The sequence below is a fragment of the Microbacterium sp. Root553 genome, from assembly GCF_001426995.1.
GTDB lineage: Bacteria > Actinomycetota > Actinomycetes > Actinomycetales > Microbacteriaceae > Microbacterium.
This window is the reverse complement of record NZ_LMFY01000001.1, coordinates 2,224,929-2,246,832: the sequence shown is the minus strand read 5'-3', so window position 1 is coordinate 2,246,832 and position 21,904 is coordinate 2,224,929. Positions and strand designations below refer to the sequence as shown.

Genomic DNA, 21,904 nt, shown 5'->3' with positions numbered 1-21,904 from the left:
CGTGACACCCTACTGACACGAACCTTCGAGAGGCACCAGCATGACCGACGAGTCCACCGGCTTCGCCACCAGAGCCCTCCACTCGGCCAGGAATCAGACGGCCGCGACATCTCGGGCGACCCCGATCTATCTGACCGCGGGTTTCGAGTTCGAGGACTTCGACCACGCGGCCGACCACTTCGGCACCGGCAGCGGATTCGGATACACCCGTACGGGGAATCCCACCATCCGTGCGGTCGAACGTCAGCTCGCGGCCCTCGAGTCCGGCGTCGACGCGGTCCTCGTCGCGAGCGGTCAGGCCGCCGTCGTCACCGCCCTGCTGACGGTCGCCGGGGCGGGCGATCACATCATCTCGTCGACGCACATCTACGAGGGCAGCAGAGGTCTCTTCCTCGACAATCTCGCGCGACTGGGCATCGAGACGACCTTCGTCGACGACATCGGCGACCCGGACGCCTGGCGCGCAGAGATCCGCCCGAACACCCGCGCGCTCTTCGCGGAGTCGATCGCGAACGCCCGCAACGACCTTCTCGACATCGCCGCGATCAGCGCCGTCGCCGACGAGGCGGCGATCCCCCTGATCGTCGACAACACGCTGGCCACCCCGTTCCTCGTGCGTCCGCTGGAGCAGGGGGCCTCGATCGTCGTGCACTCGGCGTCGAAATTCCTCGCCGGGCACGGATCGGTGCTCGGCGGCGTCATCGTCGACGACGGACGCTTCGACGCCACCGCAGCCGGGCACAACGCCCCGCACCTCGTGCTCCCCGGTCGCGGCGGATTCCCCAGCGTCGCCAGCCGGCACGGCGGCGCGGCGCGCATCGCCTACGCGAGAGAGTCCGTCGCCCCGCGTTTCGGCGCCTCACCGTCTCCGCTCAACGCCTTCCTGATCGGCCAGGGCGCCGAGACGCTCGGACTCCGGGTCGAGCGTCAGTCGCGGAATGCGCTCGACGTGGCGCGATGGCTCGCCGCCCATGACGAGGTCGAGAGCGTCGACTATCTCGGGCTGGAGGGGCACCCCCATCACGCCCTCGCGGAGAAGTACCTCGTCGGCGGCCACGGCTCGGTGTTCACCTTCACCCTGCGAGGCGGGCTCGACGCGGCGCGCTCGTTCGTCGACGGCGTCGGGGTGTTCACCCACATGACCCACATCGGCGATGTCCGATCGCTGGTGCTGCACCCCGAGACGACCAGTCATTCGCACCGCAGCCGGCAGGAGCGCGATCTGCTGGGCGTGCGACCGGGAACGCTGCGGCTGTCGATCGGCATCGAGGACGTCTCCGACCTGATCGCCGACCTCGATCGCGTGCTCCAGCCGGCGCGGGAGGTCGCGGCATGAGCCGGCTCCAGCACTTCGGCTGGTTCCTCGCCCGCGGCTTCGGACCGCAGGGCTGGGGCCTGCCCTCTCTGGACTGGGATTACGACTGGACGAGACCCGACATCTACCAGGAGGCGGCCCGCACCCTGGAGCAGGCGGGATTCGATCTGGTCATCATCGAGGACGCCCCCTCGCTCGGGTCCCCCTCGACCATCGACCTGCGGGTGCGGCACGCGTTCGGCGGACCCAAGCACGACCCGCTGCTGCTCGCGCCGTACCTGTTCCAGGCCACGCGCCACCTCGGCGTGGTCCCCACCGTGAACCCGGCGGCCTACCTGCCGTACACGGCGGCCAGGCAGTTCGCCACGCTGCAGCATCTCAGCGGCCATCGTCTGGGACTCAACGTCGTCACCGACACCGGGAGTGCGCGTCACTTCTCCGCCGCCGCGCAGCTGGGGCACGATGCGGCCTACGACCGTGCCGAGGAGTGGCTCGACGGAATCCGGGCGCTGTGGGGAAGCTGGCAGGACGGCGCCATCGTCGAGGACCGCGCCACGGAGGTGTTCGCGGACGGATCGAAGCTGCACGCCGTCCGCCACCGCGGCGAGCATTTCGCCTTCGACGGACCTCTGAACGCCGTGCCCTTCACCGACGGAGCGCCGGCGATCGTCTCGCCCGGAGGATCGGGGCGGGGACTCGGCTTCGCCGGCGCCCACTCCGATGTGCAACTCGCGCTGGCTCCTCTGCACGAAGCCTCGGTCCGCGCCTACCGGGCCAAGATCCATGATGCGGCGATCGCGGCGGGTCGCAGACCCGACGACATCAAGATCCTGTTCGCGATCCAGCCCGTCATCACGGCCTCGGCCGAGGAGGCGGACCGGATCGTCGCGGCCTCCGCGCACCCGGACGACGAGGCGCTGCGGCAGATCGCCCGCAAGCAGTCGAGCGATCTCGAGACCGACCTCACCGCCCTGGATCTCGACCGGCCCCTCGACCCCTCGTTCTTCGGCGAGCACGTCTCACGGGGCAGCATCCAGCGCCTGCTCGGCGACCGCGGCGACGACGCGCCGCTGCGCGCTCACCTCACGGCTCTCGCCCGCACAGGGCGTCTCTCCGACCGCTCCGGTTTCGTCGGAACCGCCGAGGAGTTCGCCGACCTGGTCGAGGAGCTCGGCGAGTGGGGCAACGACGGTGTTCTGCTGTGGGGCGACTTCCACCCCGTCACCCTGCACCGCACCCTGGACGAGCTGGTGCCGGTGCTGCGCCGACGGGGCCTGCTCCGTCGCGACCACGTCGACGGCGGACTGCAGGCGAACCTGCAGGCCTTCTGAGACAGGGGCGAGTCCGGGGGCTACCAGCCCATCGAGCCCGGCCCGCCCTTGAACGGACCGACGACGGAGGACGTCACCCAGCCGCCGTAGAACCCGCCCGGCTGCGGGACCACGACCTCACCGCCCACCGTGCACTCGTCCATCGGCCCCGCGTAGACCGCGACACGATCGCTCAGCGCCTCGAATCCAGGGGTGGGATCCGGGTAGTTCCAGGCGGCGCCCGCGGCCACAAGACCTCCGCCGCGCACGTCGAGGTAGCGCGCGGCCCCCTTGAACTCGCAGAACGACGAACCGGGAGCATCGGCGAGCGCTCCGTCGATGAAATCGGCTATCGGCAGGTAGTACACCGGGGGATGACTCGTCTCGAGCACCCGCATCGCAGCCCGGGTGTCGGCGACGAGCACGCCGCCGAGGCGGATGGTGACACGCTCGTCCACCTTCTCGATCCTCGGAGGTCGCGGATAGTCCCAGACGGATTCCTGGCCGGGAGACGGGACGATGGGACTCGGTCTGCGCATCTTTTCACTGTACGTCTCGCAGTGTTGACTGGGGTCATGGCCGCACTACCGATGTTTCCCCTTGGCTCGGTGCTCTTCCCGTACACCCCGCTTCCGCTCCGCGTGTTCGAGCCGCGCTATCTCACGATGATCGGGCACCTTCTCGACGAGGAGGATCCTCAGTTCGGTGTCGTGCTCATCGAGCGGGGCCAGGAGGTCGGCGGCGGCGACCTGCGCAGCGGCATCGGCACGATGGCGAGGCTCACGAGCGTCTCGGCCGATGCGGACGTGCTGCATATCGTCGCTGTCGGCACCACGCGCTTCTCGATCGACGAGTGGGTCGATGACGCGCCCCATCCCCGCGCGGCCGTGACGCCGCTGCCCGAGCTGACCTGGGACGACGCCCTCACTCCCCTGCGCACCCTGGCCGAGTCGACCGTGCGGCGGGTGCTCGCACGCGCCGACTCGCCCTGGAGTGCCGACACCGACCTCGCCGACGACCCTCTCGCCTCGTCATGGCAGCTCGCCGAGATCGCCCCGCTGGGCGACTACGACCGTTACACCCTGTTGCGATCTACCTCGCTCGGCGCACTGCTGCGCCAGGTCATCGACCTCACGCTCGAGGCTGAGTCTCTGTGGACAACCGGGTGAGGTGCCGCTGACGCATGGCGAGGAACAGCGGGAACATGAAGGCGAATGCCGTCACCCCTGACGCGACCACGTACAGCCAGCCGTGTCGCATGCCGATCCGTCGTGCCTCGACGATGATGAAGATGCTTCCGGCGATCGCCGCGACCAGGAGGTCGATGGTGATCGACGACACGGCAGGGCCGCTGCCGACGAGGTCACCGATGAAGTCCACCATCTGCGTGATGGCCAGGACGTTGAACGCCCAGGTGCCGACGAGTCCCGCCACCGCCAGGACGAGGTAGACGACGGCCATCGGTGTCCAGTGACGCATCACGATGCCCTCACTCCACCGGCTGGTCGAGCCGCTTCGCCGCCCGCTTGTCACGGGACGACGCGATCAGGCTCGCGACCGTCGCGACGGTCATCGCCGCGACGATGACGCCCAGCGAGACCATGTTGTCGATGTCGGGCACCCACTCCACATGCTGGCCGCCGTTGATGAAGGGCAGCTCGTTCTCGTGCAGGGCGTGCAGGATCAGCTTGATGCCGATGAATCCGAGGATCACGGCGATGCCGTAGTGCAGGTAGCGAAGGCGGTCGAGCAGATCACCGAGCAGGAAGTAGAGCTGGCGCAGCCCCATGAGGGCGAAGATGTTGGCTGCGAAGACGAGGAAGCCGTTCGTGGTGATCTCGAAGATGGCCGGGATCGAGTCGATCGCGAAGATGAGGTCTGTCACGCCGATCGTGATGAAGACGATCACCATCGGGGTCCACATGCGCGTGCCGTCGACCGTGGTGCGCAGCTTAGATCCGTCGTACGTCTCGCTGATGTCGATGCGGCGGCGCAGCAGGCGGACGATGAAGTTCTCCCGCTGCACCTCGCCGTCGTGGTCGCCCTCCGGCATCGCCTGCTTGATCGCGGTGTAGATGAGGAACGCACCGAAGATGTAGAAGATCGGCGAGAAGTGCTCGACGATCGTCACGCCGACGAGGATGAACGCGCCGCGGAGGACCAGCGCGATGATGATGCCGACCATCAGCACCTGCTGCTGCAGGCGCCGCGGCACAGCGAACTGCGCCATGATCAGCACGAACACGAAGAGATTGTCGATCGAGAGGCTGTATTCCAGCGCCCAGCCGGTGATGAAGTCGCCCGCATTGCGCCAGCCGCCGACGTTCCCCAGAAGCACCGCGAAGAGCAGCGCGAGTCCGACGTAGAACACCACCCACAGGGTCGACTCCTTCGTCGAGGGGATGTGCGGGCGGAGGCGGATCAGGAGCAGGTCGCCGAGCAGGATGATCGACAGGACGATCATCGAGGTGATCTCGAACCAGAGAGGGATTTCCACGGGCGTGCTTGACCTTTCGGAGGGTCGGGAGTTGATCGAAAGTCTCTCCCACGCACGAAGTGCGTCGCATTACCGGAGCAGCGATGTCGATGCTCGTGATGACGGCGGATGCGCTGACGGGATACTCCCTCTCGCGTCGCCAATGCTAGCCGAGCGCGGAGCGTTCGGGTGCACGCTCTCACAACATGACGCACCACCGGCAGCCGCGAGGAACATCTCGTCGACCATCTGAGACGATGAGGCATCCGCCGACACTTCCCGGGTGAGAGACACCGAACGGAAACAGGATGCCCGTGCAGACGAGTGATCAGAGATGGGCGGCTCAGGCCGCGGCCGGCGACGAGAGCGCGTTCCGCGAGCTGTACCGCCTGCACGTACGCCCGGTCTACTGGATCGCCCACGGCATCCTCGGCTCCCCCGCCGACGCCGAGGACGTCACCCAGGAGACCTTCGTGACCGCCTGGCGCAAGTTGCCGGACCTCGAGCTGCGGGGAGAGTCGATCCTCCCGTGGCTGGCCACGATCTGCCGGTTCCAGGCCGCGAACCGTCTGCGCCAGCGCCTGCGGGATCGGGCGCACACGACAGAGGCCGTCGACGAGACCCTCCCCTCGACGATCAGCGTCGAGGAGCAGGTGATCACCGCGGCGATGGCGGCGAGGATCGCGGCTGAGGTCGGAACGATGAGCGACCTCGACCGAGAGATCTTCCGACTCTGCGCAGCGGAGGGCTACGCGTACCAGGCTGCCGCGGAGGAGCTGGGCGTGAGTCACGCGATCGTCCGGAACCGTCTCTCCCGAGTCCGCACCCGACTGCGCGGTGCCGTGAAGGAAGCGAGCGACGCATGAACGACCACACACCCCACGACGACCTTCCCGAGCTGTCGGATGCCGCGGCTTCGCGCATCGAGGCCGCCGTGTTCGACGAGATCGCCGCCCGGCGTCCCCGGCCGACCCCGGCCGCGGCCCGAGCGCGGGCCCGCCGACGCGGATGGCTGACGGGCACCGGGGTGGCCGCCGCCTTCGTGGTGGGCGTCCTCGTCACCCCGCCGATCCTCGGCATCGTCGGCGGCAGCGCGTCCAGCACCGCCGACGGGGGCGGGATGCCCCCCGGCGTCGCCGTCGACACCTCCCGCTCCGGCAGCGTCGACCAGAGCGCCTCCGATGCGGCCCCGGAGTCGACAGGGGTGGCGCCCGCTGCCGACGATGCGGTGGACCGCGAGATCATCGCGACGGCCAACGCCACCCTCGAGGTGAAGGACATCGCGGATGCCGGGGCGGCGATCGCCGCCCTCGCGGAGAAGCACGGCGGCTACGTCGAGAGCACCGAGATCGGCAAGAGCGAGGCGACCGACGACACCTCCGCGCCCGCTCCCGTGGATCCGGGCTACGGGTGGGTCAGCATCAGGGTGCCCTCCGCAGACCTCACCACCGTGGTCGACGAGCTCGCGGAGACCGGCGACGTGCTCACGTCGTCGATCTCGAAGCAGGACGTCACCTCCGAGGCGATCGACCTCCGCGCGCGGGTCGACGCGACGTCCGCGTCGGTGCAGCGGCTGACCGAGCTCATGGCGCAGACCGGGACGGTCGCGGAGCTCATCGAGGCCGAGGTCGCGCTCACGGACCGACAGGCGCAGCTCGAGTCCTACCAGCAGCAGCTCACCGCCCTCGAGGATCAGGTCTCGATGTCGACTCTGCAGGTGCAGCTCACCCGCACGGCTCCCGCCACGACCGCCGACCCCGCCGGGTTCGCCGACGGCCTGTTCGCCGGCTGGAACGGCCTCGTGGTGTCGCTGAACGCCCTGGTCATCGCACTCGGCTTCGTCCTCCCCTGGCTCGCACTGGGTGCCGTCGTCCTCCTCGCGATCTGGGTGATCCGACGAGCACGTCGCGCTCGCCGCACGGTCGGGGTGCCTGCCGCCGAGGAGTTCTCGGAGTGAGGCTCCCCGGGCCGGGAGCCGTGCACCGCTAGAGTCGTCGGCATGAGCAGCGCCGCCGCAGTCTCGACGCCTCGCACGGCCCCGCAGGGCCGCGACCTCACGCTCGATCTGGCGCGGGTCACGTGCGTGCTGCTGGTCGTGTTCGTGCACATCCTCTTCACCGGGGTCGGGCGCGCGCCCGACGGATCGCTGCTCATCGAGCGGACGGTCGAGGCGCAGCCGTGGTTCACGGCCGCCTCATGGGTGGCGAACATCATGCCGCTGTTCTTCGTCGTCGGCGGGTACGCGGCACGCGCCGGCTGGCGGTCGGCGGTCGCCCGCGGCGAGTCCGCAGACGTGTTCGTGCGCGTGCGCCTGCTGCGGCTCGCACGCCCCGCGCTCGCACTCTTCGTCTTCCTCACCGCAGCGCTCGGCGCCGCCCGACTGATCGGGCTCGACCCCGCCCTCGTCGACGTGGTTGCCATCGGCATCGGATCGCCGCTCTGGTTCCTGGCGGCGTACATGATCGTCCAGGCCCTGGCCCCGACGATGATGGGCCTGCACGAACGCCACGGCATGCACGTGCTGATCGTCCTTCTCGCGGGCGCCGTGGTCATCGACACGCTCCGCTTCACGGTCGTGGGCGGGATGCTCGCGATCCAGCCGATCGCGGGCACCGGCTACGGCCTCGGTCAGGAACTGTTCGGCATCCCCAACATCGTGTTCGTGTGGCTGTTCGCCCAGCAGCTCGGGTTCTTCCTGTTCGACGGGTGGTTCGCCGCGAGGCGGGACTGGCAGCTGATGCTGCTCATCGCCGCCGGATACGCCGCGCTCTGGGGCCTGGTGTCGCTCGGCGGCTACTCCTGGAACATGCTCGGCAACCAGTGGCCGCCGACCGCGGCGATGGTGATGCTCGCCGTCGTCCAGGCATCCGCTCTGACGCTTCTGCGTCGTCCTCTCACTGCGCTCATGCGGACCAGGGCGGCCCAGGGCGCGGTGTTCCTCATCGGCTCCCGCCTCATGACGATCTACCTCTGGCACCTGCCGGTGATCATGATCCTCATCGGCATCCAGCTCCTGTTGCCGCTCCCCCTTCCCGCGCCGGGGAGTCCGGCCTGGTGGTGGACGCGACCGCTGTTCCTGCTCGTCGTCCTCGGAGCCGTGTGGGCGCTCTCGCTGTGGCTGGTGCGGTTCGAGAAGACCCCGCCGGCCGGAGTCGCCCGTCACCCGAGCGCCGGTGCGACCGTCGCCGCCGTGCTGCTCTTCGTCACTCCGGTCGTCGGGATCACCGCGTACGGACTCGACTTCCCGCTCGCGGCGGCGGCGCTGATCGGGACAGCGGCTGCGCTGCGACTGATGTCGACGACCCGCTCAGCCTTGCGCTGACCTACAGAACCGGGTCGGGCCCCGCCCGGAGAACGGAGGGAGACACCCGGAGATGACGAAAGCCCTCGGCGAACCGAGGGCTTTCGTGTGTTGTGTGACCCCAGCGGGATTCGAACCCGCGTTACCGCCGTGAGAGGGCAGCGTACTAGGCCGCTATACGATGGGGCCGTCTGGCGGAACGTTTCCGTGCCGCGACAACTGTTCAAGTATGCCATGACGATTATCGCGCCGCCAAATCGAGCCGAACTCCATCCGAATCCCGGGCGTGGCGCACGCGCAAGGGGTTTGCCAGCGCCGTCGCGAAGGAGTTGACTCGTCTCATGCGCGTCACCAAATTCGAACATGCCGCTCTCCGCATCCAGCAGGGCGACGACATCCTCCTCATCGATCCGGGCTCGTTCACCGCTCCGCTGAACGACCTCGGCGGGCTGGTCGCCCTCGTCATCACGCACGAGCATCCCGATCATTGGACCCCCGAACACCTCGACCGCATCCTCCGAGCAGCCCCCGGCACGCCGATCTATGCGCCCGCCGGCGTCGCGGCCGCCGCCGGCGGCTACGAGATCTCCGTGGTCGCTCCCGGAGACACGGTGGAGGTCGGTGCGTTCACCCTGCGGTTCTTCGGCGGCACCCACGAGGTGATCCACTCCTCGCTCCCCACGGTCGACAACGTGGGCGTGCTGGTCAACGACACGTTCTACTACCCCGGCGACTCCTACGCGGTACCCGAGGGGGTCGAGGTCGGCACGCTCGCCGCCCCGCTCGGCGCACCCTGGCTGAAGGTCGGCGAGGCTATGGACTACGTGCTCGCAGTCGCGCCCCGTCGTGCATTCGGGACGCACGACATGACGCTGTCGGTCGCGGGAAAGACCATGCACCGCCAGCGCCTGCAGTGGGCCACTGAACAGGGCGGCGGAGAGTTCTCGGTCCTCGAACCGGGCGAGTCGCTCGACATCTGAGCATGGCGGACTCCCCCGCCGCAGAGTATCCGGTCGACGAGGTCGCCGTGCGGGCGCTGCTCCGCACGGCGGCGCCGCGCCTGTCCGAACTCCCCCTCCGGCTCTTCGCCGAGGGCTGGGACAACGCGATGTGGCGGCTCGGCTCCGAGCTGCTCGTGCGCCTGCCGAGACGTGCCCTCGCGGTGCCTCTCATCGCCAACGAGCACCGTGCACTGGCAGAGATCGGGCCGGTGTTGGCGGCGCTCGGCATCCGCACTCCGATCCCGGTGCTCGCCGGCGAGCCGACCGAGGCGTTCCCCCGACCGTGGTCGATCATCCCCTGGATCGATGGCACGACCGCGCTGCGGTCATCACGAACCGTGAATTCCCGCTGGGCACCGCGGCTCGCCGCATCACTTCTCGCCCTCCATGTACCGGCACCCGCCGATGCGCCGCGTAATCCCGTGCGCGGTCGCGCCCTGAGCACACGGGAGAGCGCGATGCGCCCTCGGCTCGACGCGCTCCCGACCCGCTCGGCGCTGCGACAGGCGTGGGCCGATGGTCTCGGGGCGCCGCCGAGCGTCGAGCAGGTCTGGGTGCACGGCGATCTGCACCCCGGCAACCTCCTGGTTCGCGACGGGTCGCTCGCAGCGCTCATCGACTTCGGCGACGTCACATCGGGAGACCCCGCCTACGACCTCGCGTCGGCATGGATGCTCTTCGACGCGCCAGGCCGCGCCGAGTTCCGAGCCTCGACCGGCTCTCGCTACGACGACGCGACCTGGGTGCGCGCGCGAGCCTGGGCCGCGTACATCGCCCTCGTCCTCCTGACGCAGAGCGACGATCGACCGGACCATCTCGCCGTGGGTCAGAGCACCGTCGCAGAGCTCGAGGCGGACTGAGCCTGCGCCGCTCGCACACGGATGTCCCGGGCGAGATGATCACGCTGCTCGATGACGATCCGGCGAAGGGCGGCCGGGGCGTCGTGGTGCTCGTCGAGCCACGCGTCGACGCGCTGCAGCGTCGGCATCGCGGGGAAGAGCCCAGCGACCAGGCGTCGCGCCAGCTCGATGCTCCGCGAACGCCACGCGTGCAGGATGCGGTCGAAGTACTCCTCGTCGAAGCCCTCGACGAGATCTCGGCGGCCACCGGCACGGAACCCGGCGATCTCGGCATCGAGGTGATCGTTGCTGAGGCCCTCGTCCGTCCAGGCGGCGTGCCAGGCGGCGGCTCGCACCGTCGCATCTGGTCGCGCGGCGAGGGCCCGACGCGCGGCGGTGCGGCCGCTTCCGGTGTCGTCACGCTGCAGCTCGTGCTCAATCTCGCTCGATCCCGCGTGCCCCGTCGTCGCGAGCGCCGTCAGCAGCTGCCACCGCAGGTCCGGGTCGACGACGAGCCCCTCGGGCACCTGGCCGTCGAGCATCGCGCGGAGATCATCGACACGCACGTCATCGAACGCCGATGCGGCCGCCACCGCACGCGCCCAGGAGAGCTGCGCGTCGCTGCCCGCATCCGCCGCGTGCAGCGCGCTCCAAGCGGCCTCCACCCACTGCCTCTGCTCGTGCTGCCTGTCCTCGTCCGTGACGTAGTGTCTGACGGCGAACAGCGCATTCGCGAGCACACCGCCCAGGAGGCCGATGTTCGTCTCCCCGGGCGCGTGCGCTCGCACGATCGAGGTGTAGCGGGTCGCCGCCAGCTCGCCGTCCCGTGTCGCGTTCCACAGCGACGACCAGATGACCGCGCGCGCGAGCGGATCCTCGACATCGGACAGCAGGTCGTGGACGGTCACCAGTGACGCCTCGTCGAGGCGCACCTTGGCGTAGGTCAGGTCGTCGTCGTTGAGCAGCACGAGATCGGCGTCAGGGAATTCGACCCGAGTGCGCTCGTCGTGGATGTCCAGCGCGATCTGCTCGCGGCGGACGACCCGGCCGTCCACGTGCTCGTAGAACCCCACGCGCAGGCGGTGCGGTCGCGCATCGCTCTGCACGAGCACCGTCGCCCCGTCGGCATCCCGCTCGATCCACAGTGTCGACACGCCGGTCGTCTGCAACCAGGCTCGCGACCACTCCGACATGTCGCGACCGGATACCGCGCTGAGTTCGACGAGGAAGTCCTCGAGCGTCGTGTTGCCGAACGCGTTGGCGGCGAAGTAGCGACGCGCTCCCTCGAAGAACGCCTCATCGCCGACGAACGCGACGAGCTGCTTGAGCACGGCCGCACCCTTCGCGTACGTGATGCCGTCGAAGTTGAGTTTCGCCGCCTCGAGATCGGTGATGTCCGCGACGATCGGATGCGTGGTGGGGAGCTGGTCCTGCTGATAGGCCCACGCCTTGCGGTTCGCGGCGAACTTCACCCATGCGTCGTGGAAGCGGGTCGCGACGGCCGAGGCGTGCGATCCCATGTAGTCGGCGAAGGACTCCTTCAGCCAGAGATCGTCCCACCACTTCATCGTCACGAGGTCGCCGAACCACATGTGTGCCATCTCGTGCAGGATCGTGTTCGCCCGCGCCGCGCGCTGGGCCTGGGTCGCGGCCCCTCGCGAGAGATACGCCTCGGTGAAGGTCACGAGACCCGGATTCTCCATGGCTCCGAGGTTGTACTCGGGAACGAAGATCTGGTCGTACTTGCCCCACGGGTACGGGGAGGCGAACGACTCGTCGAAGAAGTCGAGCCCCTGGCGGGTGACCTCGAGGATCTCATCGGATTCGAGGTACGGCGACAGGGACCGACGGACGAACAGCCCGAGCGGGATGTGCTGCTCGCCGCGCCGCCACTCGCCGTCGACGCGGAGATAGGGGCCGGCCGCGACCGCGGTGATGTAGCTGGAGATGGGGAGCGTCGGGGCGAACTCGACGCGCTGCACGCCGACGCCGACGTCCACGACCGCGGCGGTCTGATTCGACAGCACCTCCCAGCCCGACGGCGCGTCGACCACGAACGTGTAGGGCGCCTTGATGTCGGGCTGCTCGAAGCAGGCCATCACCCGCCGGGAGTCGGCGGGTTCGTACTGCGTGTACAGATACGTCCGGTCGTCGACCGGGTCGTGGAAGCGGTGCAGCCCCTCACCGGAGCGGCTGTACGCGCCGACGGCCTCGACCCGGACGGTGTTGACGCTCGCGAGGCCGCGCAGCGCGATGCGGGCGCCGTCGTAGACGATCTCCTGCTCTGCGCCGTTGACGACGAGGCGCGTCACGCTCTCGCCGATGAAATCGAGCCACGTCGTCTCGACCGTCGAGGCGAACTCCAGCGTCGTCGCCGTCGGGAATCCGCTGCGGGCCCGCTCGGGCGCTCCGGTCAGATCGAGTTCGACGCGGATGCTGCGGACCGAGACCGCAGCGGATCGCGCGGCAGTCTCCTCTCGCGTGAGGTTGGCTGTGTCCATACCCCCATCCTTTCATCTGGCTCCCCAGACGATTCCCCCCGTCACGGATGCGACCAGCACCACGACGAGCACCGCGTACCCGGCGAACGTCAGATACCCCAGCACCAGGCCCGCGATCGCCATGCCGCCGCCGCCCTCATGTCGCGCGCGGATCTGCGCCAGAGCGATGTGACCGAGGATGATCGGGATGATGGCGAAACCGCAGATCCCCAGCACGAGGGTCGCGATGGCGAGACCGTTCGTGCGCGACGGCGGTGCGGGCGAGAGCGGGTGCGGCGGGTACGGAGTGGTCATGCCGTCAGCGTAGGAAGCGGATCGCGGCAGGTGGTCGCCAGGGTGTCGCAAGGCTGTCGCAGTCCTGCGACGCTCTGCGTTGCATTGCGCAACATGAAGGTTTACAGTTGCACTATGCAACAAGAGCACGACGCGGATGCGCGAGGAGCGGACAGTGCGGCGGTGCTGCGATCCCTCCTCGCCATCACCCGCCGAGGACTGGTGGACGCCCGATCCGGCGAGACCCGACTCTCGATCACCGATCAGTCGATCGTGATGGCGATCGCCGACACCCCGGGGATCCGGTCCATCGACATCGCGCAGATGTTCCGGCTCAACCGCTCGACGGTGTCGCGGCAGCTCTCCTCCCTCATCACGCTCGGGCTCGTCCGCGAGGCGCCGGGAACCGCGGGGCGCGGTCGCCCCCTCGAACTCACACCAGACGGCGAAGACGCCTTCCGACGGACGCTCGACACGCTGCAGGACGTGATCGACACCCATCTCGCTCGATGGTCGGATGCCGAGGTCTCGCGCTTCGCGCACGACCTCCAGCGCTTCGACCGCGGCGACGTCACATCGTGACCACGGCCCACAAGGCCCCCACAGAAGGAAGAGAAATGAAGAACATCACCGTTCTCGGCACCGGCGTCCTCGGATCGCAGATCGCGTTCCAGACCGCCTTCCACGGCTTCGACGTCGTGGCGTACGACATCGATCAGGCCGCGCTCGACCGCGCGGCCGAGCGGTTCGACGCACTCGCCGCACGATACGTCGCAGACGGTGTGGAGAATGCCGCAGGCGGCCGAGCGGCGGCGACCATCGCCCGCATCCGCCTCACCTCCGACCTGACGGATGCCGCTGCCACCGCCGACCTCGTCATCGAGGCGGTCCCCGAGAACCTGGAGCTGAAGCAGAACATCTATCGCACGCTCGCGGACGCTGCGCCGGAGACGACCATCTTCGCGACCAACTCCTCGACTCTGCTCCCCAGCGCACTCGCCGCGTCGACGGGGCGCCCCGATCGGTTCCTCGCCCTGCACTTCGCCAACGAGATCTGGTCGCACAACACCGCCGAGGTGATGGGAACTCCCGAGACCGACCCGTCGGTCTACGACGCGGTCGTCGCGTTCGCGGCGGAGATCGGCATGGTCCCGATCCCGATCAAGAAGGAGAAGGCGGGCTATCTCCTGAACTCCATGCTCGTGCCGTTCCTCGAAGCCGGGGCCGGACTCCTCGTCGACGGCATCGCCGACCCCGAGGCGATCGACGCGACCTGGCGGATCGGCACCGGAGCGCCGGCCGGCCCGTTCGAGATCTACGACATCGTCGGTCTCACGACGGCCTACAACATCTCCCGGATGGGCGGCGAGAAGCAGCAGCGCTTCGCGCAGCTGCTCAAGGAGCAGTACATCGACAAGGGCAAGCTCGGCGTCTCGACGGGCGAGGGCTTCTACACGTACCCGCGCGCGAACTGACCGGAACGACCGGACGCCGCAGACGGTGTCACCGCGCGAGCAGCTTGCGGATGGCGGTCTCGGGCGACACGGAGAGGTCGAGCAGCCGCCCTCGGGCGTACAGCCGGAACACCTTCGGGTCGATGTAGCTCCCCCTGGCGACCGCGATGGTGTTGCCGAGCGCCGAGGCCGTGGCCTGCACGGCCAGGCGCTCGGCTCGCCGCCGCTCGTTCTTGGTCTCGAGGCGTCCGATCCGCGCGAGGGCGTCCGCGGCGAGGATCGTGCCGTGGAGGGTGCGGAAGTCCTTCGCCGTGAACGCGGACCCGGCGACCGTGCGCAGGTAGGCGTTGATCTCCCCCGATGTCAGTCGGACTCGACGCCGCCCCTTGCGATACGCCAGAAGCGTCTCCCGGGGCGAGCCCACGGCGAATTCCGACAGGGCCTCTGCGAGCGGACCGTCGGTGATCTCGATCGAGGCGAGCTGCCTGCTCTTGGCCGGGAACTCGAGCGAGACCGTGCTCCCCTCGATGCGTACGTCACGGCGCCGCAGCGTGCTGAGCCCCCTGCTGCCGTGCTTGACGAGGTATCGCTCCGAGCCGATGCGCAGCGCACCGTCGTCGAGCAGGCGGAAAGCCACGGCGAGGGCGCGCTCCTTCGACAGGCCGGGCTCGCCGATGGCACGCGTGACCTTCGCCCGCGCCGCGGGCAGCGCCGCGGCGAGCTTGAGCGCGCGGGCGAACTTGCGCTGATCGCGACCGGTGCGCCACAGCGGGTGGTAGAGGTACTGGCGTCGGCCCGCATCGTCGGTGCCGACGGCCTGGATGTGCGCGAGCGGATCGGCCGCGATCCACACGTCGTGCCACCGCGGCGGGATGACGAGATCGTCGATGCGCTCGCGGTCGGCCTCGACGACCGGCTGACCCGCGGCGTCGAGATAGCGGAACCCCGACCCCGATCGCACGCGACGGATGCCGGGGGTCTGCCCGGGCACGACTCGGGTGAGTGCCATGGTCTGCTCCTGCCTGCACCGCCGCTGCGGCGCCGTCCTGCGGAATACCGTCATTACGATGCCCGCCCCCGGCGCACCTCGGGAAGGGTGTGGCGCCGACCGCATCCGACCTGCTAGGCGCGATCGCCGGATTGTCGACCGCGGCGCAGGTCTGCCATCCTCTGACTATGACGATGTCGCTCGAGGACTTCCACGCTGCCCTGGTCAGACCCGATCTGAGGGCGACGCTCGGACTTCCGCTCACCGACCTCGAGGCGCAGCAGGTCGCCGGCGACCCCGCATCCACGCAGAGCTGGCACGCGTACTGGCTGTCGATCCAGCCGTCCCCGGCCGCCGCTCCCCCGCCGCCTCCCGCGTACGCCGTGTCTGCGCCGTACGCTCCGCCCGGATCCGAGAGCGCCCCTGCCGCGGATTCGCAGCCGACGATCCCGATCCACGACACCGTCCCCGCAGCGCGGGCGGATCAGGTGTTCGCGGCACCCGCCGGTCAGGCCTACGCGGCGACGCAGCCGTACCCCGGGTACGACCCCGCGTACGGGGCGGCTCCCGGATACCCGGGTCATCTGCCCGGTCCCGACGGCCAGCCCGTGAAGAAGAAGCGGGTGGGCCTGTGGGTCACCCTCTCGGTCCTCGGCGCCCTGTTCGTCATCGCGGCGATCGTGGTGGTCTTCGCGTTCACGACGGCGCGGCATTGGACCAAGACCGACGTGCCGGAGCAGCCCGAGACCTTCCACAGCGAGGAGTTCGAGACCGGGCGCTACGACGTGGCGATGGATTCGACGAACCCCTGCACCGTCAATCAGGACTGGACCGACTGCACGGACCTCATGGCCGCCACCTACACCGCCTCCTGTGTCGGCGTGGAGCTCACGGAAGCCGCGACCGCCCTCTGCACCGAGTACAGCGGCGCGATCGACGAGATGAGGGCGCAGGACGGCGACGGCTACTACGTGGCCACCCTGGGCACCTACGGCACACTCAGCCGCACGCCCGAGATCGACACGAGGCAGGTGTCCAACGACGACTACCGGCCCGCCGAGACGCACGAGGCCGTCTGCTACCTCGGCTTCCTCGGAGAGTGCGAATAGAAGCCGGGCGCGGAAACGACGAAACCCCCGCCTGAGCGGGGGTTTTCGTCTTGCTGGGGTACCTGGACTCGAACCAAGAACAACGGAACCAGAAACCGCCGTGTTGCCAATTACACCATACCCCAAGGGCGAAACCGGAGCCTCGCACCGAGAGTCAAGCCTACCCGAGCCACGGCCCTAATGCCAAAACGCACCGACCGGGCCGGGCGCGTCGCCCTCCGATCCGTCTCCCGCGCTGTCATTCCGTCGCGAAGACGACGAGAGGGCGGGCGCCCGTCGGCACCCGCCCTCTCGGCCATCCGCTCTGCGACTCAGCGGGCGAGGAACGCGGACAGCGCCCGCAGGCGCCGCAGCGACTCGTCCTTGCCCAGCAGCTCCATCGACTCGAACAACGGCGGCGAGACCCGACGACCCGTGATCGCGACGCGCGGGGGTCCGTAGGCTATGCGCGGCTTGAGCTCGAGCTTCTCGACCAGAGCCTCGGCGAGAGCCTCCTGGATCCTGTCCGGGGTGAACTCGTCGACCGGCTCTAGCGCCGTGGCGCACGCCTCGAGCACCTCGGCGGCGTTCGCCGGCAGGCCCTTCAGCGCATCCGCGTCGTACGACACCTCGTCGGTGAACAGGAACCCGACCATACCGGGCACCTCCCCCAGCAGCTGCACACGCTCCTGCACCAGCGGCGCGACGCGGAATGCCAGCACCAGCTGCTCGTGCGTCGGCTCGTCGAAGAGTCCGGCGGCGGCGAGGTACGGGATGGTCCGCTCGGCGAAGTCCTTGCCGTCGAGCGCCCTGATGTGGTCGCCGTTGATCGACTCGGCCTTCTTCTGGTCGAAGCGGGCCGGGTTCGGGTTGACGTCGACGATGTCGAAGGCGGTGGTGAACTCCTCGAGCGAGAAGACGTCCCGGTCATGGCTGATCGACCAGCCGAGGAGTGCGAGGTAGTTCAGCAGCCCCTCGTGGATGAACCCGCGGTCGCGGTGCAGGAACAGGTCGGCCTGCGGGTCGCGCTTGGAGAGCTTCTTGTTGCCCGTCTCCCCCAGCACCAGCGGCATGTGCGCGAAGCGCGGGACGAACGTCGTGACGCCCGCCTCGATCAGCGCGGCGTACAGCGCGAGCTGGCGCGCGGTCGACGGCATCAGGTCCTCGCCGCGCAGCACGTGCGTGATGCCCATCAGCGCATCGTCGACCGGATTGACGAAGGTGTAGAGCGGGATGCCGTTCGGGCGCACCACCACGAAGTCGGGGAACGATCCCGCGGGGAAGGTCACCTCGCCGCGGATCAGGTCGACGTACGTGAGGTCCTCGTCAGGCGCCTGCAGTCGGAGGGCCGGCTGGCGACCCTCCGCACGGAACGCGGCCTTCTGCTCCTCGGTCAGGGTGCGATCGAAGTTGTCGTAGCCGAGCTGCTTCGCGCGACCGTTCGCCTCGTTGCGGGCGTCGATCTCCTCGGCGGTCGAGTAGCTCTCGTAGAGGGCACCGGTCGCGAGCAGCTTGTCGATGACGCCGCGGTAGATCTCGTGACGCTCCGACTGCCGGTACGGCGCGTGCGGGCCACCGACCTCGACGCCCTCGTCCCAGTCGATCTTGAGCCAGGTCAGGGCGTCGACGAGCTGGCGGAAGCTCTCCTCGCTGTCGCGCGCGGCGTCGGTGTCTTCGATGCGGAACACCATCTTCCCGCCCGTGTGGCGCGCGTACGCCCAGTTGAACAGGGCCGTGCGGACCATGCCGACATGCGGCAGTCCGGTCGGCGAGGGGCAGAAGCGGACGCGGACGTCGGTGCCACTGGCGGTCGTGGTGAGGGGGTGCGGGGTAGCCATATCCCTCCGATTCTAGTTGCCGCGAGTCGTCGCGACCTGCCCGTCCCACGGAGGTTCGCGAGTGCCCGCCTCCCGTCACGGCGGGTCACAGATGCTCACCCGGCGTCACACCCCCTCACCCGGGGTAACAGCGCTCGGCACAGCGGCATCGTGCTCCTATCGTTGCCGCATCGACCAACCGGAAGGGGAAAGACGTGACGATCACGGATGCAGTGACCACAGGGCTCGGCGACCGCTGGCGCGAGAGCGCACGGCCGCAGACCACCGACGAATGGCTCGGCCGCGCTCAGGAGGTGGCCGACATCCTCGCGGTGGATGCCGTCGAGAGGGACCGCGCGAACAGGACGCCCCACGCCGAGGTGCAGCTGCTCAAGGACTCCGGCCTGGTCACGCTGCTCGGCCCTCGAGCGCACGGCGGCGCCGGCGAGACGTGGGAGACGGCCTATCGGGTGATCAGAACGGTCGCTCGCGGGGACGGGTCGATCGGACAGGTCCTGGGGTACCACTACCTCTGGGCATGGGCCGCGCGGCTCGTGGGGACGGAGGAGCAGATCGCGGCCGTCGAAGAGCTGTACACCTCGAACGCCTTCGTCTTCGGCGGGGCGGTCAATCCGCGCGATTCCGACCTCTTGATCCGAGAGGACGGAGACGACCTCGTCTTCTCGGGGCGCAAGTCGTTCTCCACAGGTGGCCAGATCTCGGATCTCACGGTGCTCGAAGGAGTCCTCGAGGGCACCGACACGCACATCTTCGCCATCGTCCCCACCGCTCAGGACGGCATCGTGTTCGCAGACGACTGGGACAGCCTGGGCCAGCGCCTGACCGAGTCCGGCTCGGTGCAGATCCGCGATGTCCGCGTGCCGTGGGCTGAGGCGGCGGGCTTCGTCGACAGGCAGTTCCGGCCGCTGACCTACAACACCCTCAACGTGCCGACGATCCAGCTCGTGTTCGCGAACTTCTACCTCGGCATCGCGCAGGGAGCGCTCGAGACGGCCTCCGCATACACGCGCACCCGCACGCGCCCCTGGCCGTACGGAGGAGACGACAAGCAGCACGCGACCGACGAGTGGTACCTGCTCGAAGGCTATGGCGAACTGGCGTCGACGCTCTGGGCCGACGAGGCACTGCTGGACGCCGTCGGCGGCGAGATCAGCGCCGTGCTGCACGCCCCACGGGAGGAGCTGACCGCTCGCCGACGCGGTGAGATCGCGGTGCGTGTCGCGGCGGGCAAGCTGCGGGTCGTCGACGACGGGCTGACGGTCGCCACGAAGGTCTACGAGCTCACGGGTGCTCGGGCGTCGGCGAGTTCGGTCGGCCTCGACATCTTCTGGCGCAACCTGCGTACGCACAGCCTGCACGATCCGATCGCGTACAAGAAGCGCGAGGTCGGCACGTTCGTGCTGAAGAACGAGGTACCCGAGCCGACCTGGTACACCTGAGCGACGGTGGGCGCGGTCGCGTCCGCGCCCACCACGCCCTTCACCGTTTCGCGCGTCCGAGCGGCGAGAGCACGACGATGGCCAGGACGATCACCGATGCGGCGATGCCCAGTCCCGCGTACTGGAAGTTCGAGAGCACGACCCCGGCGAGCACGGCACCTGCTGCCGCCGACAGGCTCATCAGGGAATCGCTGCGCCCCTGCCGTCGCGTGCGGACCTCGGGCGCACTCGACTCGGTGAGCAGCGCCGCTCCCGCGACCGTCGCCGCGCTCCACCCGAGTCCCAGGAGGATCAGCGCTACCATCACGCCCCACTCCTGATCGTTCACGAGCACCGCGAAGGCGAGAGCCCCGCCGAGCAGCAGCTGGCCGAGCAGCACCACGCGCAGTCGCCCCCACCGGTCGGCGAGGATGCCGAACAGCGGCGACAGCGCGTACATCCCGCCCACGTGCAGGGCGATGGTGATCCCGACCAGCGCCGAGACATCGGCCGGCGTGGGAGCCATGCCGTGCGCACCATGGGCCATGTGGGCGAGGTGCACCGGCGTCATCGCCATCACCGAGGCCATCACCACGTGCGAGCCCGCGACGGCGAAGATCGCATAGCGAGCGACCACGGGGCGATCGGCGACGGCCACACCGGTCGCCGCGACGGCCGCCGTGGCGAGTCGCTGCGCGGACAGCAGCGGATCCGGACGCAGCGCGACGAGATAGAGCACGAGCGCGGCGCACTGCGCGACGAAGGAGAAGGCGTACGAGCCGGTCTGCGGCGGCATGCCGATCGCCTCGCCGACGATCTCGCCGGGGCCGAGCAGAAGCGGGCCCGCCACACCGCCGATGGTAGTCGCCCACACGACGATCGAGAGATCACGCCCGCGGTGCTTCGCTGCCGCGAGGTCGGTGGCGGCGAAGCGGGACTGCAGGTTGCCGGCGTTGCCGGCGCCGATCATGAGGATGCCGACGAGCAGCAGAGGGAAGACCCGCAGCGATGCGGCCAGGATCACCACGGCGATGCCGACGAGGGCGAACATGTTGCCGAGAGTGAGCGCCCGACGACGCCCGACCCGCGCCGCCAACCGGGCGAGCGGGATCGCGCACAGTGCAGCCCCCAGGGTGACGGATGCCGTCGCGAGGCCCGACAGCGCGTCGTCGCCGGACAGGTCGGCCGCGAGCAGTGCGCCGAGCGAGACCGTCGCACCGAACGCGATCCCCCCGAGCACCTGCCCGATCGACAGGACGAGGACCGTACGCCGCTGGACCGCGGCCTGCTCGGCCACGGTCAGAGCGGCATCGGTCATGACGCGCGTGCGGCGTCGCGCACGGTGTTGCGCAGGATCCCCAGTCCGGTGATCTCGACCTCGACGGTGTCCCCCGCGCCGAACTCGCCGACACCGGCGGGCGTGCCGGTGAGGATGACGTCGCCGGGCAGCAGGGTGAACACCGCCGACGCGTGCTCGATGATCGCCTCGACGGAGTGGATCATGTCCGACAGCGGCGCCTTCTGACGCACCTCGCCGTTGACGCGGGTCTCGATCGTCGCCTCGGCCGGGTCGAAGTCGGTGCTGATGGTCGGCCCGAGCGGGCAGAACGTGTCGAAGCCCTTCGCACGCGCCCACTGGCCGTCCTTGCGCTGCAGGTCGCGGGCGGTGACGTCGTTCGCGATCGTGTAGCCCAGCACATGGTCGAGCGCATCGGCCTGGCTGACGTTCTTCGCGACCTTGCCGATCACCACCGCGAGCTCGCCCTCGTACTCGGTCTGCTCCGAGATCGCCGGGCGCACGATGGCGTCTCCCGGTCCGATCACGGACGTGTTCGGCTTGAGGAAGAGCAGCGGCTCCTCGGGAGCCTCTCCGCCCATCTCGGCCGCGTGGTCATGGTAGTTCTTGCCGACGCACACGATCTTCGAGCGAGGGATCACCGGGGCGAGGATCACCGCATCCGCGATCGGCACGCGGTCTCCCGTGGGCTCGTACCCGGCGAAGAGGGGGTCGCCCGAGAGGACGACGAGGTCGGTGTCGTCGACGATCCCGAACAGGATGGCGTCGTCGTGGCTGAAACGGGCGATCTTCATATGACCAGCCT

General features: G+C 69.2%; 21 protein-coding genes and 2 tRNA genes. 12 read left to right on the top strand and 11 right to left on the bottom strand.

Translation table 11 applies throughout. The features are described from left to right. Positions 1 to 40 precede the first annotated feature (40 nt). Positions 41 to 1,336 carry an O-acetylhomoserine aminocarboxypropyltransferase/cysteine synthase family protein gene (locus ASD43_RS10415; RefSeq protein ID WP_056417061.1) on the top strand — a complete coding sequence of 432 codons (1,296 nt, stop codon included), beginning with the start codon at positions 41 to 43 and terminating at the stop codon, positions 1,334 to 1,336. Then, the gene (locus ASD43_RS10410; RefSeq protein ID WP_056417059.1) at positions 1,333 to 2,646 is read left to right on the top strand and encodes an LLM class flavin-dependent oxidoreductase; all 1,314 of its coding nucleotides are present in this window, start codon (positions 1,333 to 1,335) and stop codon (positions 2,644 to 2,646) included. The genes ASD43_RS10415 and ASD43_RS10410 overlap by 4 nt, the downstream gene beginning before the upstream one ends. A gap of 20 nt (positions 2,647 to 2,666) precedes the next feature. Here ASD43_RS10410 and ASD43_RS10405 read toward each other — a convergent pair whose 3' ends face one another. After that, positions 2,667 to 3,164 carry a DUF427 domain-containing protein gene (locus ASD43_RS10405; protein ID WP_056417054.1) on the bottom strand — a complete coding sequence of 166 codons (498 nt, stop codon included), beginning with the start codon at positions 3,162 to 3,164 and terminating at the stop codon, positions 2,667 to 2,669. Between the two features lie 36 nt (positions 3,165 to 3,200). Here ASD43_RS10405 and ASD43_RS10400 point away from each other — a divergent pair, with 36 nt between their 5' ends. After that, positions 3,201 to 3,794, top strand: a complete 594-nt coding sequence (locus ASD43_RS10400; protein ID WP_056417051.1) for an LON peptidase substrate-binding domain-containing protein — start codon at positions 3,201 to 3,203, stop codon at positions 3,792 to 3,794. Here the strand turns inward: ASD43_RS10400 and ASD43_RS10395 are convergent. Together ASD43_RS10395 and ASD43_RS10390 are read right to left on the bottom strand one after the other, a co-directional pair. After that, positions 3,757 to 4,107, bottom strand: a complete 351-nt coding sequence (locus tag ASD43_RS10395) for a DUF2834 domain-containing protein (protein ID WP_149423149.1) — start codon at positions 4,105 to 4,107, stop codon at positions 3,757 to 3,759. The two genes, ASD43_RS10400 and ASD43_RS10395, sit on opposite strands and share 38 nt — an antisense overlap. Before the next feature lie 7 nt (positions 4,108 to 4,114). Next, complete coding sequence (locus ASD43_RS10390) at positions 4,115 to 5,122, bottom strand: TerC/Alx family metal homeostasis membrane protein (protein ID WP_056417045.1); 1,008 nt, start codon at positions 5,120 to 5,122, stop codon at positions 4,115 to 4,117. A gap of 287 nt (positions 5,123 to 5,409) precedes the next feature. Here ASD43_RS10390 and ASD43_RS10385 point away from each other — a divergent pair, with 287 nt between their 5' ends. From ASD43_RS10385 to ASD43_RS10375, 3 genes are read left to right on the top strand one after another with little or no spacing between them, the layout of a single operon-like run. Further along, on the top strand, positions 5,410 to 5,967 hold the full coding sequence (locus tag ASD43_RS10385) for an RNA polymerase sigma factor (protein WP_056417042.1): 558 nt from the start codon (positions 5,410 to 5,412) through the stop codon (positions 5,965 to 5,967). Then, positions 5,964 to 7,058 (top strand): DUF4349 domain-containing protein, encoded by a 1,095-nt coding sequence (locus ASD43_RS10380; RefSeq protein ID WP_056417039.1) that lies wholly within the window; start codon positions 5,964 to 5,966, stop codon positions 7,056 to 7,058. Before ASD43_RS10385 ends, ASD43_RS10380 begins: the two co-directional genes overlap by 4 nt. 42 nt (positions 7,059 to 7,100) lie before the next feature. Beyond that, the gene (locus tag ASD43_RS10375; RefSeq protein WP_056417036.1) at positions 7,101 to 8,423 is read left to right on the top strand and encodes an acyltransferase family protein; all 1,323 of its coding nucleotides are present in this window, start codon (positions 7,101 to 7,103) and stop codon (positions 8,421 to 8,423) included. 95 nt (positions 8,424 to 8,518) lie between these two features. On the opposite strand, the gene ASD43_RS10370 is transcribed toward ASD43_RS10375, so the two are convergent. Further along, a tRNA-Glu gene (locus tag ASD43_RS10370) sits at positions 8,519 to 8,591 on the bottom strand. Positions 8,592 to 8,743: 152 nt separating this feature from the next. Here ASD43_RS10370 and ASD43_RS10365 point away from each other — a divergent pair. Both ASD43_RS10365 and ASD43_RS10360 read left to right on the top strand, forming a co-directional pair. Further along, the gene (locus tag ASD43_RS10365) at positions 8,744 to 9,382 is read left to right on the top strand and encodes an MBL fold metallo-hydrolase (protein WP_056417033.1); all 639 of its coding nucleotides are present in this window, start codon (positions 8,744 to 8,746) and stop codon (positions 9,380 to 9,382) included. 2 nt (positions 9,383 to 9,384) lie between these two features. Beyond that, complete coding sequence (locus ASD43_RS10360) at positions 9,385 to 10,263, top strand: aminoglycoside phosphotransferase family protein (RefSeq protein WP_056417029.1); 879 nt, start codon at positions 9,385 to 9,387, stop codon at positions 10,261 to 10,263. Here ASD43_RS10360 and pepN read toward each other — a convergent pair. Both pepN and ASD43_RS10350 read right to left on the bottom strand, forming a co-directional pair. Then, on the bottom strand, positions 10,230 to 12,743 hold the full coding sequence (gene pepN / locus ASD43_RS10355; RefSeq protein ID WP_056417026.1) for an aminopeptidase N: 2,514 nt from the start codon (positions 12,741 to 12,743) through the stop codon (positions 10,230 to 10,232). The genes ASD43_RS10360 and pepN overlap by 34 nt on opposite strands. A gap of 12 nt (positions 12,744 to 12,755) precedes the next feature. Beyond that, the gene (locus ASD43_RS10350) at positions 12,756 to 13,037 is read right to left on the bottom strand and encodes a DUF4190 domain-containing protein (protein ID WP_056417023.1); all 282 of its coding nucleotides are present in this window, start codon (positions 13,035 to 13,037) and stop codon (positions 12,756 to 12,758) included. Positions 13,038 to 13,151: 114 nt separating this feature from the next. On the opposite strand from ASD43_RS10350, the gene ASD43_RS10345 reads away from it, so the two are divergent. Beyond that, positions 13,152 to 13,598, top strand: coding sequence for a MarR family winged helix-turn-helix transcriptional regulator (locus ASD43_RS10345; protein WP_149423156.1), 447 nt, complete (start codon positions 13,152 to 13,154; stop codon positions 13,596 to 13,598). 35 nt (positions 13,599 to 13,633) lie between these two features. Further along, complete coding sequence (locus ASD43_RS10340) at positions 13,634 to 14,491, top strand: 3-hydroxyacyl-CoA dehydrogenase (RefSeq protein ID WP_056417016.1); 858 nt, start codon at positions 13,634 to 13,636, stop codon at positions 14,489 to 14,491. Between the two features lie 28 nt (positions 14,492 to 14,519). On the opposite strand, the gene ASD43_RS10335 is transcribed toward ASD43_RS10340, so the two are convergent. Continuing rightward, on the bottom strand, positions 14,520 to 15,479 hold the full coding sequence (locus ASD43_RS10335; protein WP_056417014.1) for a DNA topoisomerase IB: 960 nt from the start codon (positions 15,477 to 15,479) through the stop codon (positions 14,520 to 14,522). Between the two features lie 167 nt (positions 15,480 to 15,646). Here ASD43_RS10335 and ASD43_RS10330 point away from each other — a divergent pair, with 167 nt between their 5' ends. Next, complete coding sequence (locus ASD43_RS10330) at positions 15,647 to 16,567, top strand: hypothetical protein (RefSeq protein WP_056417011.1); 921 nt, start codon at positions 15,647 to 15,649, stop codon at positions 16,565 to 16,567. 53 nt (positions 16,568 to 16,620) lie between these two features. Here the strand turns inward: ASD43_RS10330 and ASD43_RS10325 are convergent. Together ASD43_RS10325 and gltX are read right to left on the bottom strand one after the other, a co-directional pair. Then, positions 16,621 to 16,692 (bottom strand) — tRNA-Gln (locus tag ASD43_RS10325). Between the two features lie 186 nt (positions 16,693 to 16,878). Further along, positions 16,879 to 18,384: a glutamate--tRNA ligase gene (gene gltX, locus ASD43_RS10320; RefSeq protein WP_056417009.1), complete on the bottom strand. Its 1,506-nt coding sequence runs from the start codon at positions 18,382 to 18,384 to the stop codon at positions 16,879 to 16,881. 194 nt (positions 18,385 to 18,578) lie between these two features. Here gltX and ASD43_RS10315 point away from each other — a divergent pair, with 194 nt between their 5' ends. Then, complete coding sequence (locus tag ASD43_RS10315; protein WP_235564108.1) at positions 18,579 to 19,823, top strand: acyl-CoA dehydrogenase family protein; 1,245 nt, start codon at positions 18,579 to 18,581, stop codon at positions 19,821 to 19,823. Between the two features lie 40 nt (positions 19,824 to 19,863). On the opposite strand, the gene ASD43_RS10310 is transcribed toward ASD43_RS10315, so the two are convergent. Together ASD43_RS10310 and ASD43_RS10305 are read right to left on the bottom strand one after the other, a co-directional pair. After that, the gene (locus tag ASD43_RS10310; protein WP_056417006.1) at positions 19,864 to 21,120 is read right to left on the bottom strand and encodes an MFS transporter; all 1,257 of its coding nucleotides are present in this window, start codon (positions 21,118 to 21,120) and stop codon (positions 19,864 to 19,866) included. Next, on the bottom strand, positions 21,117 to 21,893 hold the full coding sequence (locus tag ASD43_RS10305) for a fumarylacetoacetate hydrolase family protein (protein ID WP_056417002.1): 777 nt from the start codon (positions 21,891 to 21,893) through the stop codon (positions 21,117 to 21,119). Before ASD43_RS10305 ends, ASD43_RS10310 begins: the two co-directional genes overlap by 4 nt. Positions 21,894 to 21,904 lie beyond the last annotated feature (11 nt).

Excerpts from the sequence above, each read along its gene's own strand:
- ASD43_RS10415 (WP_056417061.1), top strand. The coding sequence starts at position 41 with ATGACCGACGAGTCCACCGGCTTCGCCACCAGAGCCCTCCACTCGGCC.
- ASD43_RS10410 (WP_056417059.1), top strand. The coding sequence starts at position 1,333 with ATGAGCCGGCTCCAGCACTTCGGCTGGTTCCTCGCCCGCGGCTTCGGA.
- ASD43_RS10405 (WP_056417054.1), bottom strand. The coding sequence starts at position 3,164 with ATGCGCAGACCGAGTCCCATCGTCCCGTCTCCCGGCCAGGAATCCGTC.
- ASD43_RS10400 (WP_056417051.1), top strand. The coding sequence starts at position 3,201 with ATGGCCGCACTACCGATGTTTCCCCTTGGCTCGGTGCTCTTCCCGTAC.
- ASD43_RS10385 (WP_056417042.1), top strand. The coding sequence starts at position 5,410 with ATGCCCGTGCAGACGAGTGATCAGAGATGGGCGGCTCAGGCCGCGGCC.
- ASD43_RS10380 (WP_056417039.1), top strand. The coding sequence starts at position 5,964 with ATGAACGACCACACACCCCACGACGACCTTCCCGAGCTGTCGGATGCC.
- ASD43_RS10375 (WP_056417036.1), top strand. The coding sequence starts at position 7,101 with ATGAGCAGCGCCGCCGCAGTCTCGACGCCTCGCACGGCCCCGCAGGGC.
- ASD43_RS10365 (WP_056417033.1), top strand. The coding sequence starts at position 8,744 with ATGCGCGTCACCAAATTCGAACATGCCGCTCTCCGCATCCAGCAGGGC.
- ASD43_RS10360 (WP_056417029.1), top strand. The coding sequence starts at position 9,385 with ATGGCGGACTCCCCCGCCGCAGAGTATCCGGTCGACGAGGTCGCCGTG.
- pepN (WP_056417026.1), bottom strand. The coding sequence starts at position 12,743 with ATGGACACAGCCAACCTCACGCGAGAGGAGACTGCCGCGCGATCCGCT.
- ASD43_RS10350 (WP_056417023.1), bottom strand. The coding sequence starts at position 13,037 with ATGACCACTCCGTACCCGCCGCACCCGCTCTCGCCCGCACCGCCGTCG.
- ASD43_RS10345 (WP_149423156.1), top strand. The coding sequence starts at position 13,152 with ATGCAACAAGAGCACGACGCGGATGCGCGAGGAGCGGACAGTGCGGCG.
- ASD43_RS10340 (WP_056417016.1), top strand. The coding sequence starts at position 13,634 with ATGAAGAACATCACCGTTCTCGGCACCGGCGTCCTCGGATCGCAGATC.
- ASD43_RS10335 (WP_056417014.1), bottom strand. The coding sequence starts at position 15,479 with ATGGCACTCACCCGAGTCGTGCCCGGGCAGACCCCCGGCATCCGTCGC.
- ASD43_RS10330 (WP_056417011.1), top strand. The coding sequence starts at position 15,647 with ATGACGATGTCGCTCGAGGACTTCCACGCTGCCCTGGTCAGACCCGAT.
- gltX (WP_056417009.1), bottom strand. The coding sequence starts at position 18,384 with ATGGCTACCCCGCACCCCCTCACCACGACCGCCAGTGGCACCGACGTC.
- ASD43_RS10310 (WP_056417006.1), bottom strand. The coding sequence starts at position 21,120 with ATGACCGATGCCGCTCTGACCGTGGCCGAGCAGGCCGCGGTCCAGCGG.
- ASD43_RS10305 (WP_056417002.1), bottom strand. The coding sequence starts at position 21,893 with ATGAAGATCGCCCGTTTCAGCCACGACGACGCCATCCTGTTCGGGATC.